The organism is Pseudomonas sp. NFPP02 (assembly GCF_900119355.1).
GTDB classification, from domain to species: Bacteria; Pseudomonadota; Gammaproteobacteria; order Pseudomonadales; family Pseudomonadaceae; genus Aquipseudomonas; species Aquipseudomonas paracarnis.
The window spans coordinates 41,493-56,099 of sequence record NZ_FPJI01000006.1; the positions used below are offsets into that span (position 1 = coordinate 41,493).

General features: G+C 58.7%; 17 protein-coding genes and 1 tRNA gene. 11 read left to right on the top strand and 7 right to left on the bottom strand.

Annotation, left to right across the window (positions count from 1 at the left end):
• Position 1: 1 nt before the first annotated feature.
• Both BT204_RS12165 and BT204_RS12170 read right to left on the bottom strand, forming a co-directional pair.
• Positions 2 to 78: transfer RNA gene (locus BT204_RS12165), tRNA-Met, on the bottom strand.
• Positions 79 to 313: 235 nt separating this feature from the next.
• Positions 314 to 865, bottom strand: coding sequence for an RNA polymerase sigma factor (locus BT204_RS12170; RefSeq protein ID WP_054897146.1), 552 nt, complete (start codon positions 863 to 865; stop codon positions 314 to 316).
• A gap of 263 nt (positions 866 to 1,128) precedes the next feature.
• On the opposite strand from BT204_RS12170, the gene BT204_RS12175 reads away from it, so the two are divergent.
• From BT204_RS12175 to sctU, 11 genes are read left to right on the top strand one after another with little or no spacing between them, the layout of a single operon-like run.
• Positions 1,129 to 2,184: a TyeA family type III secretion system gatekeeper subunit gene (locus BT204_RS12175; protein WP_054921795.1), complete on the top strand. Its 1,056-nt coding sequence runs from the start codon at positions 1,129 to 1,131 to the stop codon at positions 2,182 to 2,184.
• Positions 2,181 to 4,274 (top strand): type III secretion system export apparatus subunit SctV, encoded by a 2,094-nt coding sequence (gene sctV / locus BT204_RS12180; RefSeq protein ID WP_072446975.1) that lies wholly within the window; start codon positions 2,181 to 2,183, stop codon positions 4,272 to 4,274. Before BT204_RS12175 ends, sctV begins: the two co-directional genes overlap by 4 nt.
• A gap of 37 nt (positions 4,275 to 4,311) precedes the next feature.
• The gene (locus BT204_RS12185; protein WP_034128103.1) at positions 4,312 to 5,217 is read left to right on the top strand and encodes an FHA domain-containing protein; all 906 of its coding nucleotides are present in this window, start codon (positions 4,312 to 4,314) and stop codon (positions 5,215 to 5,217) included.
• On the top strand, positions 5,214 to 6,572 hold the full coding sequence (locus tag BT204_RS12190) for a FliI/YscN family ATPase (RefSeq protein ID WP_034128102.1): 1,359 nt from the start codon (positions 5,214 to 5,216) through the stop codon (positions 6,570 to 6,572). The genes BT204_RS12185 and BT204_RS12190 overlap by 4 nt, the downstream gene beginning before the upstream one ends.
• Positions 6,559 to 6,987, top strand: coding sequence for a type III secretion system stalk subunit SctO (locus tag BT204_RS12195; protein WP_054921802.1), 429 nt, complete (start codon positions 6,559 to 6,561; stop codon positions 6,985 to 6,987). Before BT204_RS12190 ends, BT204_RS12195 begins: the two co-directional genes overlap by 14 nt.
• On the top strand, positions 6,984 to 7,439 hold the full coding sequence (locus BT204_RS12200; protein ID WP_054897141.1) for a type III secretion system HrpP C-terminal domain-containing protein: 456 nt from the start codon (positions 6,984 to 6,986) through the stop codon (positions 7,437 to 7,439). The genes BT204_RS12195 and BT204_RS12200 overlap by 4 nt, the downstream gene beginning before the upstream one ends.
• Positions 7,440 to 7,441: 2 nt before the next feature.
• On the top strand, positions 7,442 to 8,455 hold the full coding sequence (locus BT204_RS12205; protein ID WP_057977403.1) for a FliM/FliN family flagellar motor switch protein: 1,014 nt from the start codon (positions 7,442 to 7,444) through the stop codon (positions 8,453 to 8,455).
• Complete coding sequence (gene sctR, locus BT204_RS12210) at positions 8,452 to 9,108, top strand: type III secretion system export apparatus subunit SctR (protein ID WP_034128098.1); 657 nt, start codon at positions 8,452 to 8,454, stop codon at positions 9,106 to 9,108. The genes BT204_RS12205 and sctR overlap by 4 nt, the downstream gene beginning before the upstream one ends.
• A 7-nt stretch (positions 9,109 to 9,115) precedes the next feature.
• Positions 9,116 to 9,379, top strand: a complete 264-nt coding sequence (sctS, locus tag BT204_RS12215; protein WP_034128097.1) for a type III secretion system export apparatus subunit SctS — start codon at positions 9,116 to 9,118, stop codon at positions 9,377 to 9,379.
• Positions 9,380 to 9,388: 9 nt separating this feature from the next.
• A complete protein-coding gene (sctT, locus tag BT204_RS12220; RefSeq protein ID WP_072446977.1) occupies positions 9,389 to 10,177 on the top strand; it encodes a type III secretion system export apparatus subunit SctT in 789 nt (262 codons plus the stop codon).
• The gene (sctU, locus tag BT204_RS12225; protein WP_034128095.1) at positions 10,174 to 11,271 is read left to right on the top strand and encodes a type III secretion system export apparatus subunit SctU; all 1,098 of its coding nucleotides are present in this window, start codon (positions 10,174 to 10,176) and stop codon (positions 11,269 to 11,271) included. Before sctT ends, sctU begins: the two co-directional genes overlap by 4 nt.
• Here sctU and BT204_RS12230 read toward each other — a convergent pair whose 3' ends face one another.
• From BT204_RS12230 to BT204_RS12250, 5 genes are read right to left on the bottom strand one after another with little or no spacing between them, the layout of a single operon-like run.
• Positions 11,272 to 11,637: a hypothetical protein gene (locus tag BT204_RS12230; RefSeq protein WP_034128094.1), complete on the bottom strand. Its 366-nt coding sequence runs from the start codon at positions 11,635 to 11,637 to the stop codon at positions 11,272 to 11,274.
• Positions 11,634 to 11,837, bottom strand: a complete 204-nt coding sequence (gene hrpT / locus BT204_RS12235) for an HrpT family type III secretion system protein (RefSeq protein WP_054897139.1) — start codon at positions 11,835 to 11,837, stop codon at positions 11,634 to 11,636. Before hrpT ends, BT204_RS12230 begins: the two co-directional genes overlap by 4 nt.
• Complete coding sequence (gene sctC, locus BT204_RS12240) at positions 11,834 to 13,972, bottom strand: type III secretion system outer membrane ring subunit SctC (RefSeq protein ID WP_072446979.1); 2,139 nt, start codon at positions 13,970 to 13,972, stop codon at positions 11,834 to 11,836. The genes hrpT and sctC overlap by 4 nt, the downstream gene beginning before the upstream one ends.
• A 14-nt stretch (positions 13,973 to 13,986) precedes the next feature.
• Complete coding sequence (locus tag BT204_RS12245) at positions 13,987 to 14,376, bottom strand: type III secretion system chaperone (RefSeq protein ID WP_034128091.1); 390 nt, start codon at positions 14,374 to 14,376, stop codon at positions 13,987 to 13,989.
• A gap of 1 nt (position 14,377) precedes the next feature.
• The gene (locus BT204_RS12250) at positions 14,378 to 14,596 is read right to left on the bottom strand and encodes a hypothetical protein (protein WP_034128090.1); all 219 of its coding nucleotides are present in this window, start codon (positions 14,594 to 14,596) and stop codon (positions 14,378 to 14,380) included.
• Positions 14,597 to 14,607: the final 11 nt, after the last annotated feature.

Genomic DNA, 14,607 nt, shown 5'->3' on the forward strand with positions numbered 1-14,607 from the left:
TTGGTGGCTACACAGGGACTTGAACCCCGGACCCCAGCATTATGAATGCTATGCTCTAACCAACTGAGCTATGTAGCCAAGTGGCGCGCATTATTCGCTTGGAACGGCAATGCGTCAAGCGTTTTTGTAGAATTTTTTTCTACGCTTTCAACTGTTTAAGCCAAAGCGCTGGTTTTGGCGACGGGCGGTGACGAATGCGTTGTGGATGAGGGGAGTGGAAGCGCTTGGCGTTTTCGAAGGTTTACTCGCAGGCCATGTCCGACAGTGTTGGGCAGATATCCCTGTCGCCCAACACGTGACTGGCTAACTCAACTTACCGATGCAGTGGGGGGTGGGTGACGCGCTTGAGCTGTTCGCGGGCCCGTGACAAGCGCGAGCGCACGGTGCCGATAGGAATGTCCAGTACATCGGCGGTGTCCTGGTAACTGCCGTCGGTTTCCAGCGAGGCGTACAGTGTTCTGCGCATCTCGGTCGGCAAGTGGTCAATCGCACTCAGGGTATTTTCCAAGCGCCGGTTGACTTCGAACTCCCAGTCCAGGCTGTGGTTTTCTTCATGGCCATGCCACAGCGACTCGTCGAATTCGCAATGTGCAGGCTTGGCATACAGGCGCCGGAAGTGATTGCGGATCAGGTTCTGCGCGATGCCGCACATCCAGGTACTGAGTGTCGCGGTACCACTGAAACGTTCGCGATTGCGCCAGGCCTCCAGGTAAGTCAATTGCAAAAGATCATCCGCGTCTTCCGGGTTCAGGACCCGTTTGTGAATGAAACGGCGAAGTTTTTTCTGTTGATCGTCTGTCAGATGGAGCATGAATTGAGGCGAACTGCCACCAAGGTGAACGAGGGCTTCAATAGGGATATTCATGATTTTTCCTTAAGGTAGACGCAGTCGAAATAGTTTCGGCGGTTACCTCTTTTGCACTGCCTGTGCCAAAGGAGAATCATTGTGTAACCATATGATTTATATAAATAAATACGTTATGGTCGTGGTGGTTTTGTGCAGTAATTTGCAAAAGGCACCAGGGACCTGTACGGGTTTTTTCATCTTGTTGGATGAGTGAGTTTCAGTGGAACCATCTGGGCGGGCCTGACCACATATGGACACTCTCTTCCTGTACTGGCCTGCCCATGAAAGTCGAATCTACCAACGAAGTGCCAATGACCCCGCGGGTGGAACTCCCCACCGCTAGCCCGGCCGCCAAACCTGAGCCAGGCCAAGGTGTCGATGATCTTTCTCTGCACTTCAGTCAGGAGGTGGAATCCAGCAGTCGTACGTTGGATAAGCGTGTAATTGACGTGCGTGTGCCTCCTGTCCAGGTGCTCGCGCAGCTCTATGAGCAGTTGGGGCATCCGGCCCAGGAAAGCTTTGCCGCGGTAGTACGTCGAATCAGGCAGAAATTACTCACGCAACCCAGCATCGATACATTGCTGGAGCTCACTGGCGGTGATCCGGCGCGCACCTTCGTGGTACTCAAGGCGGTGTGCGGGCAGGCCGAGGCCGACGTGCGCAACTCCGAAGCCGACCTGGCGCGGGATGCAATTGCCAAGCTGGAGATCCGCTTCAAAGGGGAGATCCAGGCGGGCCTGAATATTGCCATGGCCTTGCATAAGAAGAGTGGCGATCCAGAAGAGCTCCAGGCGCTGCGCGCGCTCTATTACGCCAGTGTGGTGACACGGCAATCCCTGGCGACCATGATGCACGCGCTGCTCGGCATCTACAGTGACGACCGTTTTGCACATGGGTTGAAAATGATGTCCAGCGCCCTGACGGCCGACATTGCCGCCCATGTGTCCTCCGTCCCTACGGCAATGTTGCGCACCTTGCTGACAGGACTGGGCAAATGTGGCGCATTGAGCGGGGTGTTATGCAGCTGTCGTGAGCTGATTCAGAACCTTGCAATCGAAATGCATGCGGTAAGCCTGCTGCGACGCATGCTGGGTTATGCAGACACCGGCATCGTGACAAATGAAGTCATGCGCCTGGCTGAAGATATGGGGGCCAGCACATCAAAACTCGTGTCTCTCAATGCGCTTTATAAGCTGTTTCAAAAGTTGCCCGAGGCCTTGTGGCCGGATAGCAAATCACGCCAAGAGGCGCTGCACAATTTTCTGCTGGTGATGGACGAGCTTGCTCGCCTCGAACGCATACGCCCTGGTTTTCCTAATTCGACTATCCTGGCGTGAGCGTGCTGTCCACCCTCAACGGTGTACTGCTCAAGGTGGCGCAGCGTGCCGAGGTCTTGGGCGCGGTGGTGATCATGGCCATTGTGTTCATTTTCATCGTGCCGCTGCCTACCTGGCTGGTGGACATTCTGATTGCGCTGAATATCTGTATTGCCTGCCTGCTGATCATGCTGGCGCTTTACTTGCCCGGGCCTTTGGCGTTCTCTTCCTTCCCGTCGATTTTGTTGCTGACCACCATGTTCCGCCTGGCGTTGTCGATCGCAACGACGCGCTTGATCCTGCTCGAACAGGACGCCGGCGATATCGTTGAGGCCTTCGGTAATTTCGTAGTGGGCGGCAACCTGGCTGTTGGGATGGTGATCTTTCTGATCCTGACTCTGGTCAACTTTCTGGTGATCACCAAGGGCTCTGAGCGGGTTGCCGAAGTGGCGGCGCGCTTCAGCCTGGACGCAATGCCGGGCAAGCAGATGTCCATCGACAGTGACTTGCGTGCCGGCTTGATTGACGGCGTGCAAGCGCGGGACAAGCGTGAGCAGTTGTCCCGCGAGAGTCAGCTGTTCGGGGCCATGGATGGTGCCATGAAATTCGTCAAGGGGGATGCCATCGCGGGGTTGATCATCGTTGTGGTCAACCTGTTGGGCGGCTTCTCCACAGGTATGTTCCAGCACGGCTTGAGCGCCGCCGATTCAATGGCGCTGTATTCGGTGCTGACGATTGGCGATGGTCTGATTGCGCAGATACCGGCGCTGTTGATCTCTCTCACCGCCGGCATGATCATTACCCGCGTGGCGCCGGAAGGGCGCAAGGGCATCACGAACATGGGCGCCGAGATCGCACGCCAGATGACCAGTGAGCCCAAGAGCTGGATGATCGCCTCGGTGGCCATGCTGGTGTTTGCGATCGTGCCTGGTATGCCGACCCTGGTGTTTATTCTGCTGGCGATGATGACCGGCGCCTTGGGTTATTACCTCGACCGTCGGCGCCGACGTGAAGCGCAGCCAGAAGCCGAAGCCGTCGAAGCCGTGCGGCCTGAAGAAAATGGCAAAGAGGATCTGCGCGGGTTTGATCCGTCCCGGCCCTATCTGCTGCAATTTCCCTCGGCTTTGCGCGGTACGCCTGAGGTGACCGATCTTATTCACGGAATCCGTCAGGTTCGAAACTCCCTGGTTGCCAATATTGGCCTGACGTTGCCGCCGTTTGAAGTCGAGATCGATGACTCGCTGGACGATGATGAAATGCGCTTCTGCGTCCATGAGGTACCCATGGTCAAGGCGTCGGTGGTCCAGCACGTTGCCGTGGAGCGCAGCGCCCTGACGGTTGAGCCTGAGCATGGCGTACCGGGATTGGCCGAGCGCAATGAACAGGATTGGCTCTGGCTGCCACCCGACGACCCACTGCTCAATGACACGCAGTTGGAGCGCTTCACGGCGACGAGCCTGATCGTCGACCGCATGAAGAAGGCGATGATGCTCAGCGGGCCGCAGTTCCTGGGGATTCAAGAGAGCAAGTCGATCCTCAGTTGGCTTGAGAACAACCAACCCGAGCTGGTGCAGGAACTGCAACGCATCATGCCGATCTCGCGCTTTTCGGCGGTGCTGCAACGCCTGGCCAGCGAAGGGGTTCCGCTGCGCGCCGTGAGGTTGATTGTCGAATCGCTGATCGAATACGGCCAGCACGAACGCGAGCCGGAAGCACTGGCTGACTATGCGCGCATTGCCCTCAAGTCGCAGATCTACCACCAGTACAGCGAGGCCGATGGGCTGCATGCCTGGCTGTTGTCACCGCATACCGAAAACATCCTGCGCGAGGCGCTGCGCCAGACCCAGACCGGGGTGTTCTTTGCACTCGACGGCGATAATAGCGCTGCGCTGGTCAACCTGCTCAACCAGGCCTTCAGCGCACGGGCAAAAATAAAAAGTGTGTTGTTGGTGGCGCAGGATTTGCGCAGCCCCTTGCGCACCTTGTTGCTTGAGGAGTTCAACCATGTGCCGGTGTTGTCTTTCGCCGAGCTGGGGAGCACTTCCAAGGTCAAGGTGCTGGGGCGTTTTGACCTTGGCCAGGATGAGTTGATGCACGGGACATTGGCATGAACACAGCGCTACTTGCAGAGTACGGGGGGACGTACTGATGTTCGAACTCCGAGTGTTGGATGGTTTGCATCAAGGGGCCGCGCTGCCTCTGTTTGGTGAGCAGTGGAGCCTTGGCGCCAACGCGGACGCTGATCTCTTGCTGGATGATCCCGGTATCGCCGAGCACCACGCGCGCCTGCTATTGCTCGAAGGGCGCTGGTCGGTGCAGGCTGAAGCGGGGCTGCTGAAAAACGGCGATGGGCAAATGTTGGCGCAGATCGGCGATCTGGCACTCAACACGCCGTTTATGATTGGCCCCGTCAGCTTGTGTGTCTGCCCTGCCGATCATCCTTGGCGGCAGGCATCGGTGCTCAAGCCGCCCCGGCCGGCAACGGAGCCCTTGCCCCAGGCGCCATTGCCGCTGACGCTGTCTTCCATTCCCTTGTTGCAGCAAAAACGCTTGGTCAGCCTGGTTCTGCTATGCGCCGTGATCATCGCTGCGGTCGGCATTATCTTCAGCGGTGAGCGTGAGGCCCAGGCATCGCTGATGCCGGCGGTCATTCAGAAACCCGGGTTGGACTCACCCGCTGAGGTGCGTCAGCAACTCATGAAGATGCTCAACGAACGTGAATTGCTCCAGCGCGTCAGCTTGCAGATCGTCAATGGTCAGATTGCCCTCAATGGTGTTGTTTCCCAGGATGAAGTGGAACTGATTGCGCGCATGCTCGACCGTTTTGCCGAGCAATTCGACACTGTGGTGCCGGTGCTCAGTCGCGTACGGGTACGCGAAGGCAGGCTACCGTTCAAGATCTCGCAGATAGTGGGTGGCCCGAATGGCCACGTGGTGCTGGAGGAAGGAAGCCGCTTATTCGTGGGTGATGAAGTGGATGGCCTGCGCCTGGTTTTGATCGATAACAGCAAAGTGGTTTTTGACGGCGAGCAACGCTATGAGGTGGGCTGGTGAAGGGGTCGCTGCAGGAGCGTCTGGAGGCCTGGCAACTGAACCAGTCACAGGCGTTGAGCAGTTTCGCGCCGGTGACAATGCTCGGTCGTATCCAGCGCGTGAACGGCATGCTGCTGCAGTGCCGGTTGCCGCAGGCACGTATTGGTGACCTATGCAAAGTCGAAAAAGGGCCGGGCGACTACATGCTCGCCGAGATCATCGGGTTCGATCAGCGCGATGCGGTGCTCAGTGCCCTGGGCAACCTTGAAGGCGTGCGTGTAGGCGCCAGCGTCGAGCGGTTGGGGGTTCCGCATCAGGTCCGGGTCGGTGATGAGTTGTTGGGGCAGGTGCTGGATGGTTTTGGCCGCCCGATTGCGGGCGATGGTGTGAGCGCGTTCGTGGAAGCGGACACCCCTGGGGCGACCACAGTGTTATGCGAGGCGCCTCTTCCTACCGAACGGCCGCGGATCAACCGCGCACTGGCTACGGGGGTGCGCTCGATTGATGGCCTGATGACTCTGGGGGAGGGCCAGCGTGTCGGGCTGTTTGCCGGAGCCGGTTGTGGCAAGACCACCTTGTTGGCCGAAATCGCCCGTAACGTGGAGTGCGATGTGATCGTATTCGGTCTCATCGGGGAGCGGGGCCGGGAACTGCGCGAGTTTCTCGATCATGAACTGGATGAGCAGTTGCGTGCCAAGGCCGTGTTGGTGTGTGCAACCTCCGACCGCTCAAGCATGGAGCGCGCGCGTGCTGCGTTCACGGCAACTGCGCTGGCCGAAGGTTTCCGGCGCAAGGGCCAGAGGGTGCTGTTGCTGATCGACTCTCTGACCCGTTTTGCCAGGGCCCAACGTGAAATCGGCCTGGCTGCCGGTGAACCCTTGGGGCGCGGTGGTCTGCCGCCGTCGGTCTACAGTTTGCTGCCACGTCTGGTGGAGCGTGCCGGCTTGACCCGTGAAGGCGTGATCACGGCCATCTATACAGTGTTGATCGAACAGGACTCCATGAACGATCCGGTAGCGGATGAGGTGCGCTCTCTGCTCGACGGTCATATCGTCCTGTCGCGCAAGCTGGCCGAGCGCGGCCATTACCCGGCGGTCGATGTCCTGGCCAGCCTTTCGCGGATTCTAAGCAATGTTGCCGAGCCCGTGCATATCCGTGCCGGCACGGCGCTACGACGCTTGCTGTCGGCTTACCAGCAGATCGAGCTGATGCTCAAGTTGGGGGAATATCAGCCCGGCAACGATGCACTCACCGACCTGGCTGTTGACAGTCGGCAGGCGGTAGATGGCTTTCTGCGCCAGGACTTGCGCGAACCTTCGCCGCTTGCCGCCACCATGGACCAATTGGCTGAGCTGACCGCCCATGTCCCATTCTGAAGTGTTACCGGCTGAAATCGATACCCTGCGACGTTTGCGCCGACACCGTGCAGACCGCGCCGAGCGTGCGCTGCGTGAGGCAAAAAGGGCGCAGCAAGCGCTGGTCGCGCATATCCGGGAAGCGCAGGAAATCCTCGAGCAAACCCGCCTGGAAGAGGCCCGGCAATGCGCGCAGCTGTTGAGTCAGCACCAGGGGCAGGTGGTGACGTTCAAGGCGCTGAAAAACTGGAGTGCCAAGGAGCGGCAATTATCGGCGGGTACCCGGCGTGAAGAAGGCCAATTGTTGCAACTCCAAGAGCAGCAGCAAGAGCGGGCTGCACGGGTCGGCCAGGCGCAGAAACACGTCACCTTGTGCTTGCGCCAGGTAGAAAAAATACAAGAGTTATCTGAGTTACTGAGGCAGGAGCCGATATGAAACAGGTTTCAGTTAGTCCGCCTGAACGTCAGCGTCCGCGCGAGTCTCGCGATGATCGTGCACCTGAATTCGGTACCCTGGTGCCTTGGGAGCAAGGGCGATTGTTCGCCCGGTTGTTTGACGATGGGGGCCAGGACAGCGGGGGATATGGAGCGTCTCTGAATGGAATCAAAGCCTCGGGCGATGTCGCCATGATCGGGGCACTGACCGAGCAGTTGGCGCCGCGAATGCTCGTTGGTTCGCAATGGCCGTTGATGGCTGTTTTTCACCTGGGCCGCCTGGGGCGGATCAACGCCAGTATCCGCCGGGAGCAGGGGGGCTGGAACGTCGAGCTGCATGCAGAGCAAGACAATACGGTGCACTGGCTCAGTGGTGTACGCCAACAATGTGAGCAACGGTTGGCGCAGAGCCTGCGCCAGCCTGTCAGTTTGTATCTGGCAAAATCGACGTAGGCATGATGCTGCCACCTTTGATACTTCCCAGATTCAAAACCGATATTGCGGTTGCCCGGCAGCGCTTGGGGCAAGGGTTGTGTATGCCGTTCGAGGTCGCTGGGTCGAGTGGCGAGTTGAGAATGGAGCCTGGTACTGCTCCTGTGGGCATCCAGCCGCTCTGCTTCGAAACCGCCTGTGGCGTCTTGGCCTTCAGTGAGCCAGGACCACAGTTCAGCTTGATGGGTGAATGCCCCGTGACGCTCGAGCAGGCCGGGAATGATCCGGACGCCTGGTTCTGGGAGTTGTTCCAGCATCATCTGAGCCCTCAGGTGCAGGCGTTGTTTGGGTACCTGCGTTTGCTGCCAGGCGCTCGCCCCATGAACTTTGGTTGTCGACTCTGCGTGACGCTTGGGGCCTCTCGCGTGGCGGGCTATCTGTGGCTGTCTGTCGAGAGCTTTCTGGCGCTATGCAAGGCGGGGCCGTGGCGATCCAGGGCTGAGCCGATGCCGGCGCAGTTTCGGCTGGCGGTTGACGTAACGCTTGGGCACCTGCGGTTGTCCATGCACCAACTGCGCGGCTTGCGGGCTGGTGACGTGCTGGTGCTTGAGCGAGCCTTTTTCAGTGCGTCGGGAGCCGGCCACGTGCAGGTTGGCAAACAGCGCCTGGTGGGCTGGATCGACGCTGAGTCCGGGCCGATGCGCCTGACCCTTACTTCTATCGAGGATATGTTTGTGGATGAGGATTTTGCAACACAGCCCTACTCAGAGCATGAGGATGAAACAGCGGTGATGGATGTGTTCGGGCATGAACCATTCGACGAGCTGAGCATGGCGCTCAATGTACGGTGCGGTACGCTGAACCTGACCCTCGGCGAATTACGCAACCTTGCGCCCGGCGCGGTGTTGGGGGTTGCCGGCTATGCCCCCGGCACTGCCGGTCTCTATTACGGCGACCGCCCCCTCGGCCTGGGCCAGTTGGTTGAAGTGGACGGGCGGCTGGGGCTGCAGATGTCTCGCGTGATCTTTTCTCGATGAATAGTTTCCAGGGAATAGATCCGGTCGTCCTGGCAATATTTCTTGGGGCACTGTCGTTGATGCCCATGCTGTTGGTCGTCTGCACGGCGTTCCTGAAGATCGTGATTGTGCTGATGATCACCCGCAATGCCATCGGTGTGCAGCAGGTGCCTCCGGGCATGGCCATCAATGGTATTGCCCTGGCGGCAACCCTGTTCATCATGGCGCCTGTAGGCTATGAGATGGCCGAGATCGTCAAGGTGTCGCCCCTGGACCTGACCAGCGTAGGCGCACTCCAACAGACGGGAATGGAGGCGATCAAACCATTGCGCACCTTCATGCTGCGCAACAGTGACCCGGATATTCTTACCCACCTGTTGGAAAATGCCATGCGCATGTGGCCGGCGCAGATGGCGCAGGAGGTCCAACGTGAGGACCTGATCCTGCTGGCGCCGGCCTTTGTGCTGTCACAGTTGCAGGCGGGGTTCGAAATCGGCTTTCTGATCTATATCCCTTTCATCGTGATTGACCTGATTGTTTCCAATCTCCTCTTGGCTTTGGGTATGCAAATGGTCTCGCCCATGACCATTTCCCTGCCGCTCAAATTGCTCTTGTTCGTGATGGTCTCCGGGTGGTCGCGGTTGCTCGACAGCCTGTTCTTTTCCTATCTCTGAGTGACCTATGGAACCCATCGTACTGTTCAAGCAGGGCATGTTGCTGGTAGTCATGCTGACGGCGCCGCCGCTGATCGTGGCGGTGGTGGTGGGGGTCATGACCTCCCTGGTGCAGGCACTGATGCAGGTCCAGGACCAGACGTTGCCCTTCGGTATCAAGCTGGTGGCAGTGGGGATCACCCTGATCATGACCGGTCGCTGGATCGGTGTGGAGTTGATCCAGTTGATGAACTTGACCTTTGACATGATCGGTCGATCGGCCCTGCACTGAGGTCTGCCTGTGCTGTTATATCTTGAATATTTGCCCTCCCTGCTGGTCGCCATGGCGCGTATCTACCCCTGCGCTTTCCTCGTGGCGGCATTCTGTTTTCAACATATACGCGGCATGCTGCGGCACACCATTGTGGTGGTCATGGCACTGCTGCCTGCACCTGCCATTCATGTCTTGCTGGAGGGCCAGGAACACTCGGCGCTGATGCTCGGAGGGCTGGTCCTCAAAGAGTTGGCCCTGGGGTTATTGCTGGGCGTGTTGCTGTCGATGCCGTTCTGGCTGTTCGAGTCGGTCGGGGCGTTGTTGGATAACCAGCGGGGAGCTTTGGCCGGTGGTCAGCTCAACCCCTCGCTTGGGCCAGACGCGACGCCGGCCGGGCATCTGTTCAAACAATTGGCGATTTTTTTGCTGATGGCCAGTATGGGCCTCGGGGCGTTGACGCAGGTGATCTGGGACAGCTATCTGCTCTGGCCACCGACGGTGTGGTTTCCACTGCCCGCTGCCGATGGGTTCGATGTATTTGTCGGCCTGCTTGGCGATACCTTCACGCACATGATGCTCTACGCTGCCCCCTTTATTGCGGTGCTGCTGTTGCTGGAGTTCGGCATCGCGCTGCTGGGGGTCTACAGTCAGCAATTGCAAGTGAGTACGCTGGCGCCGCCCCTCAAGAGCCTGGCGGGTATCGGTGTGCTGTTGTTGTATTTTGCGTTGCTGCAGGATCTGATCGTCGGGCGCATGGGCTTGCTTAAAGACCTCAAGCACTCCCTGGGCGTGTTCTTCAAGGCCTCGCTGTCATGAGTGATTCGGGGGAAAAGAAGCACCCCGCATCAGCCAAGAAGCTGCGTGATCAGCGTAAGAAAGGCCAAGTCGCCCAAAGCCAGGATGTGGGTAAGCTACTGGTGCTGACAGCCATCAGCGAAATCGCCTTGTTCACCGCCGAGAGCAGCCTGCAACGTTTCCAGCAGTTGATGCTGCTGCCGATCACGCGTCTGTCCTTGCCTTTCCCGCAGGCGCTGGAAGAAGTGATGGTCGAAGGTTTGATGTTGTTTTTCTCCTTCGCCCTGTTGATGGCCGCGGTGGCGATTATCACGAAGCTGGTCAGCAGTTGGATGCAGTTCGGGATTCTGTTCGCGCCGGACGCCTTGAAGCTCGACTTCAATCGTCTCAACCCGCTCAGCCAACTCAAGCAAATGTTTTCTGCCCAGTCGGTAATGAACCTGTTGATGAGCATCGTCAAGGCAACACTGCTGGGCCTGATCCTGTACGTGGTGATCTGGCCTTCCCTGGGGGCGTTGATCAATATGGCCACCAGCGATCTGCAAAGCTACCTCCTGGGATTGATCGCCCTGTTCCGCTATCTGCTGCATGCCTGTCTCGGGTTATTGCTGGTGCTGGCGCTTATCGACCTCGCAATGCAGAAATACTTTTTTGCCAAGCGCATGCGCATGACCCAGGTCGAGGTCATGAAAGAGTACAAGGACATGGAGGGCGATCCCCACGTGAAGGGGCAGCGCCGCGCCCTGGCGCAGCAATTGGCCCAGGAGGAGCCGAAGGTCAAGCTGCCCAAGCTGGAGGAGTCCGATATGCTGGTGGTCAACCCGACGCACTTTGCCGTGGCCTTGTATTACCGCCCCGGCAAAACGCCGCTGCCCCTGCTGGTGAGCAAAGGGACTGATGATGACGCCCGTGCGTTGATCGCTCGCGCCAAAGCGGCTGATGTACCGGTGATCCAGTGCGTGTGGCTGGCCCGTACGCTGTATACGAACAAGCTGGGGGCGACAATTCCTCGTGAAACCCTGCAGGCCGTGGCATTGATCTACCGCACCCTGCGCGAGCTTGATGATGAGGCCAAGCGTGAAACTCTGGAGTTGCCGGAGCTTGACCTGCGTTGATCAGCGCCGGGTACGCGCATCCAGGGTTTCAAGGTTGGCCAACGACAACATTCGGCTGAGGAGCCTGTCGAGCAGGTTGGGCTGTGGGGGCAGTGCATGCCAGATCACCAGCGCGTCCTGTGCGTCAATGTAGATAAAGCAGCCATCGAATGCCACGGCCTGCTCGAAACGCCGCTCCAGCGCGTTCTGCAATTGTGAGGCTTGCAGCGCCTCGCGAGCCACGTGCAGGGCCAGACCCTGACGGGTTCCGGCTTGCATGTTGCTGGCTGTTACCCCCGGGCCAAGCGTCAGGTGGGCGGCAGAGCCGCCCACCAGGCTGTCGAGGAAGACCTGGCGTTCATCGGCCGGGGTTCCCTGGGCGCTCATCGTTCCAGCGACACCGTCTGATAGTCCGGACGCTCTCCGGCAGGGCCGGGTTCGACGCGCGTTTGTGAAGGCCACCAAATCACCAGCTTGTCCTTGGACGATTGCGGACGTGAGCAGGAGTCGCCCTTGCAGGTGGGCGTACAACCGGCGACGAGCAGCGCCGCGCCGATCAGGGTGACGTACAGCGAGCGATGTTTCATGGCTTGGCCTTTTGAGTTGGAGTGATCAGGGAGGGACGGGGCACGTTGATGTGTTCATCCTTGACCACCGGGCGCATGGCGATAAACACTTCTGCTTCCTCGCCCGGCTTGAGCCAGGCGCGGGGCCAGACACTCACGGCCAGGGTTTGCGAAGTACTGCATTCCTTTTCGTCGATGCGCACATTGCGATTGAACTGGTTGCGCAGCACCACCACGGCTACGTTGTACTGCGGGCCGGCGTACCACTGGCTGCGCTCGGTGTTCAGCGCCAGCAAGTTGCGGGTACTGCACAAGGTGTTCAGCCCCAGGGGCATCGGTGCTACCTTGAAGGCTTTGGGCACTTGCCCGGTGACCAGGTGCGCCAGGGTACTGATAATGTCGCTGCGCTTGATCACTGGCTGGTGAGGGTCGTAGCGCCTGGCCAGGGGGGTGAGAGCGGCTTGCAATTCGACCTGGTCTGCCCGGGGCAGGTAGCGTGACGGGTCGGTCTGGTCGCCGATAACGCGTGGCGTGAGGATAAATAGACGTTCGCGCCGATTGTTCTGTCGTTCAGTGGAGGAAAACAACGCCTTGCCCAACAGCGGAATATCCCCCAGCAGGGGTACTTTGCTGTGCTTGTCGGTGCTTTCGGTGACATGGAAACCACCGACCACGAGCGAACGTTTTTCGGCCATGATGGCTTGGGTGCTGACTTTGCCCCGGCGTACATCGAAGCTGCCGGGAGTAGGCTTGGCCTCTTCGAAGTTACCGTCCTCGATATCTACCAACAGCTGAATCTGATGGCCACCACGGCTCGTGATGACGCGGGGCACGACCTGGAAGCTGGTACCCACGGTGATCGGTAAAATCGTAGCGTTCTGCCGACCGCGAGTCAGGTATTGGGTCCGGTTGAAATCAATTACCGCTGGCTGGTTTTCCAGTGTCAGGACTGACGGATTGGACACCATGGTTGCCAGGCCCTTGGCTTCCAGCGCGCGTATCTCCGCGTCGAAACGACCGCGGTTTTCAATTGTCAGTTGAGCGTTGCCGGAAATCATGTTGGCTGCGCCACTGAAGCGACTGTTCTGAAAGCCCCATCTCACCCCGAATTCGCGCAGTTGCGTGCGCTCGATGTCGAGGATGATGGCATCGATTTCCACCAGTTTGCGTGCCACGTCGAGCTGGGTGATCAGTTCGCGATACATTGCCTGCCGTTCCGGCACGTCATAAATCAGGATGGCGTTATTGCGCAAGTCGGCTTCGACGCGGATACGGGCAGGGCTGAGGGGGGACCGCCGGGTGATTGACATGCCCGTATCGGTCGAGTCGTTCAACCCGGTTGTCGGCGTGGAGCCGAGCATTTGCCCCAGCAACGGGTTGCTCAAGCGTGGCACCACCGGAGTGATGAACGGGGGCGGGGTGATGGAGCGTTGAGACTGCGCCGAAGACGATGAGGGTGAGCGCGGTTCCAGAAGCCCTCTTAGCATGGTGGCTACACCGGGGATGATGATTTTTTCGTTGCGGTATTCCATTTGGCGATCCGCCGCGCTGGCGAATTTCAGTGGATAGCTCAGCACGCTCTGTTTTTCATCCGTAGAACGGCGCTGGCTGCTGAAGCGCTTGATCTGTTCGATATAAACCTTCGGGCCGGAGACCAGCACAACACCGTCTTCCGGCAACTCGCCCCAGCCGAAACGACTGTCGAGCAAGCCTATATCGGTCAGCGCTTGTTTGAGGTCCGCGATGGTCTCGGAGGAGACTTCCAGGCGCGCGGATTCTTGCTGGTCCAGGGTGCTGATATAGAGGGTGTTGTTATACATATACCATTGGAAACGGTGTTCGACCCCCAACCGGTCGAGCAATGATTGCGGCGTATTTGCGCGTATCTTGCCGTTGACGTTACCTTCGAGCAGGCCCTCGACCTGAAGCTGAGTACCAAATGTCTGGGCAAAATCCTCCAGCACTTCGCGCACTGGCTTGTGCTGGGCTTCATATGCGTAGGCCGTGTTCTTCCACTCAGGAGGTATAGCGGCCAGCGCGCTATCCAGTGGTAGCAGCCACCCAGGCAGCATAATGAGCCAACACCAGGCGGCGCGGGGAGTAAAAGCAGGTACGTGAGGGCGCAAGCGTTTGTGCTTGTCGTTTTTATCAGGCATGGGAAAGTCTCTGGTTAGTACGGTGTCGAGCGCAGCGACGTGGATATGAATGTGCGTACAGGCCGCGCCTGGCGCGCGACGACGGCGCGCCAGGTGTCGCGTTGGTTGAGGAGGGACTCGAGACACTTCGCCAGCGCTTCGCCGTGCCCCCTCTCCACGCATTGAATAAGCCAAAGCGCACCGGTGGTCGGCGCCAATGCAACTGCACCGTGAAAATAGCTCAGGCTAGGGCCTCCCAGGCGCATCCAGGTGCGCAACTGGGCTTTGTGATCGCCCGCCTGGGTCAACTGGACCTTTACCAGCAGTCTGTTCGAAACGCGTTGAAAGATGATTTCGTCGTCGCTCTCAAACAAGGTGAGCTGCTCTTCGTGGCCATTCAGCCAACCGGCAAGGAGTGCTTGCAACTTATTGCACGCCATCCAGCGCTGTTTTGAGCAGTGTATGTCTGGAGCGCGTGTGTTCGTTGAACGCGATGACTGAGAGCTTCTGTTGTTTCATGAGGTTGCTGAAGTAATCGATATCTGCATCGAGCGCTTCCGGATCTTTATAGGCCGTATTCACCCGCTTGATATCAGCCTGAACTTGCCTCAATAGATGGTTTTTCAGGTTTCCGTGAAAGTCCATGATTTTTACTC

Excerpts from the sequence above, each read along its gene's own strand:
- BT204_RS12250 (WP_034128090.1), bottom strand. The coding sequence starts at position 14,596 with ATGGACTTTCACGGAAACCTGAAAAACCATCTATTGAGGCAAGTTCAG.
- BT204_RS12185 (WP_034128103.1), top strand. The coding sequence starts at position 4,312 with ATGTTCGAACTCCGAGTGTTGGATGGTTTGCATCAAGGGGCCGCGCTG.
- BT204_RS12170 (WP_054897146.1), bottom strand. The coding sequence starts at position 865 with ATGAATATCCCTATTGAAGCCCTCGTTCACCTTGGTGGCAGTTCGCCT.
- BT204_RS12175 (WP_054921795.1), top strand. The coding sequence starts at position 1,129 with ATGAAAGTCGAATCTACCAACGAAGTGCCAATGACCCCGCGGGTGGAA.
- BT204_RS12195 (WP_054921802.1), top strand. The coding sequence starts at position 6,559 with ATGTCCCATTCTGAAGTGTTACCGGCTGAAATCGATACCCTGCGACGT.
- BT204_RS12205 (WP_057977403.1), top strand. The coding sequence starts at position 7,442 with ATGATGCTGCCACCTTTGATACTTCCCAGATTCAAAACCGATATTGCG.
- sctU (WP_034128095.1), top strand. The coding sequence starts at position 10,174 with ATGAGTGATTCGGGGGAAAAGAAGCACCCCGCATCAGCCAAGAAGCTG.
- BT204_RS12200 (WP_054897141.1), top strand. The coding sequence starts at position 6,984 with ATGAAACAGGTTTCAGTTAGTCCGCCTGAACGTCAGCGTCCGCGCGAG.
- sctS (WP_034128097.1), top strand. The coding sequence starts at position 9,116 with ATGGAACCCATCGTACTGTTCAAGCAGGGCATGTTGCTGGTAGTCATG.
- BT204_RS12230 (WP_034128094.1), bottom strand. The coding sequence starts at position 11,637 with ATGAGCGCCCAGGGAACCCCGGCCGATGAACGCCAGGTCTTCCTCGAC.
- hrpT (WP_054897139.1), bottom strand. The coding sequence starts at position 11,837 with ATGAAACATCGCTCGCTGTACGTCACCCTGATCGGCGCGGCGCTGCTC.
- sctC (WP_072446979.1), bottom strand. The coding sequence starts at position 13,972 with ATGCCTGATAAAAACGACAAGCACAAACGCTTGCGCCCTCACGTACCT.
- sctR (WP_034128098.1), top strand. The coding sequence starts at position 8,452 with ATGAATAGTTTCCAGGGAATAGATCCGGTCGTCCTGGCAATATTTCTT.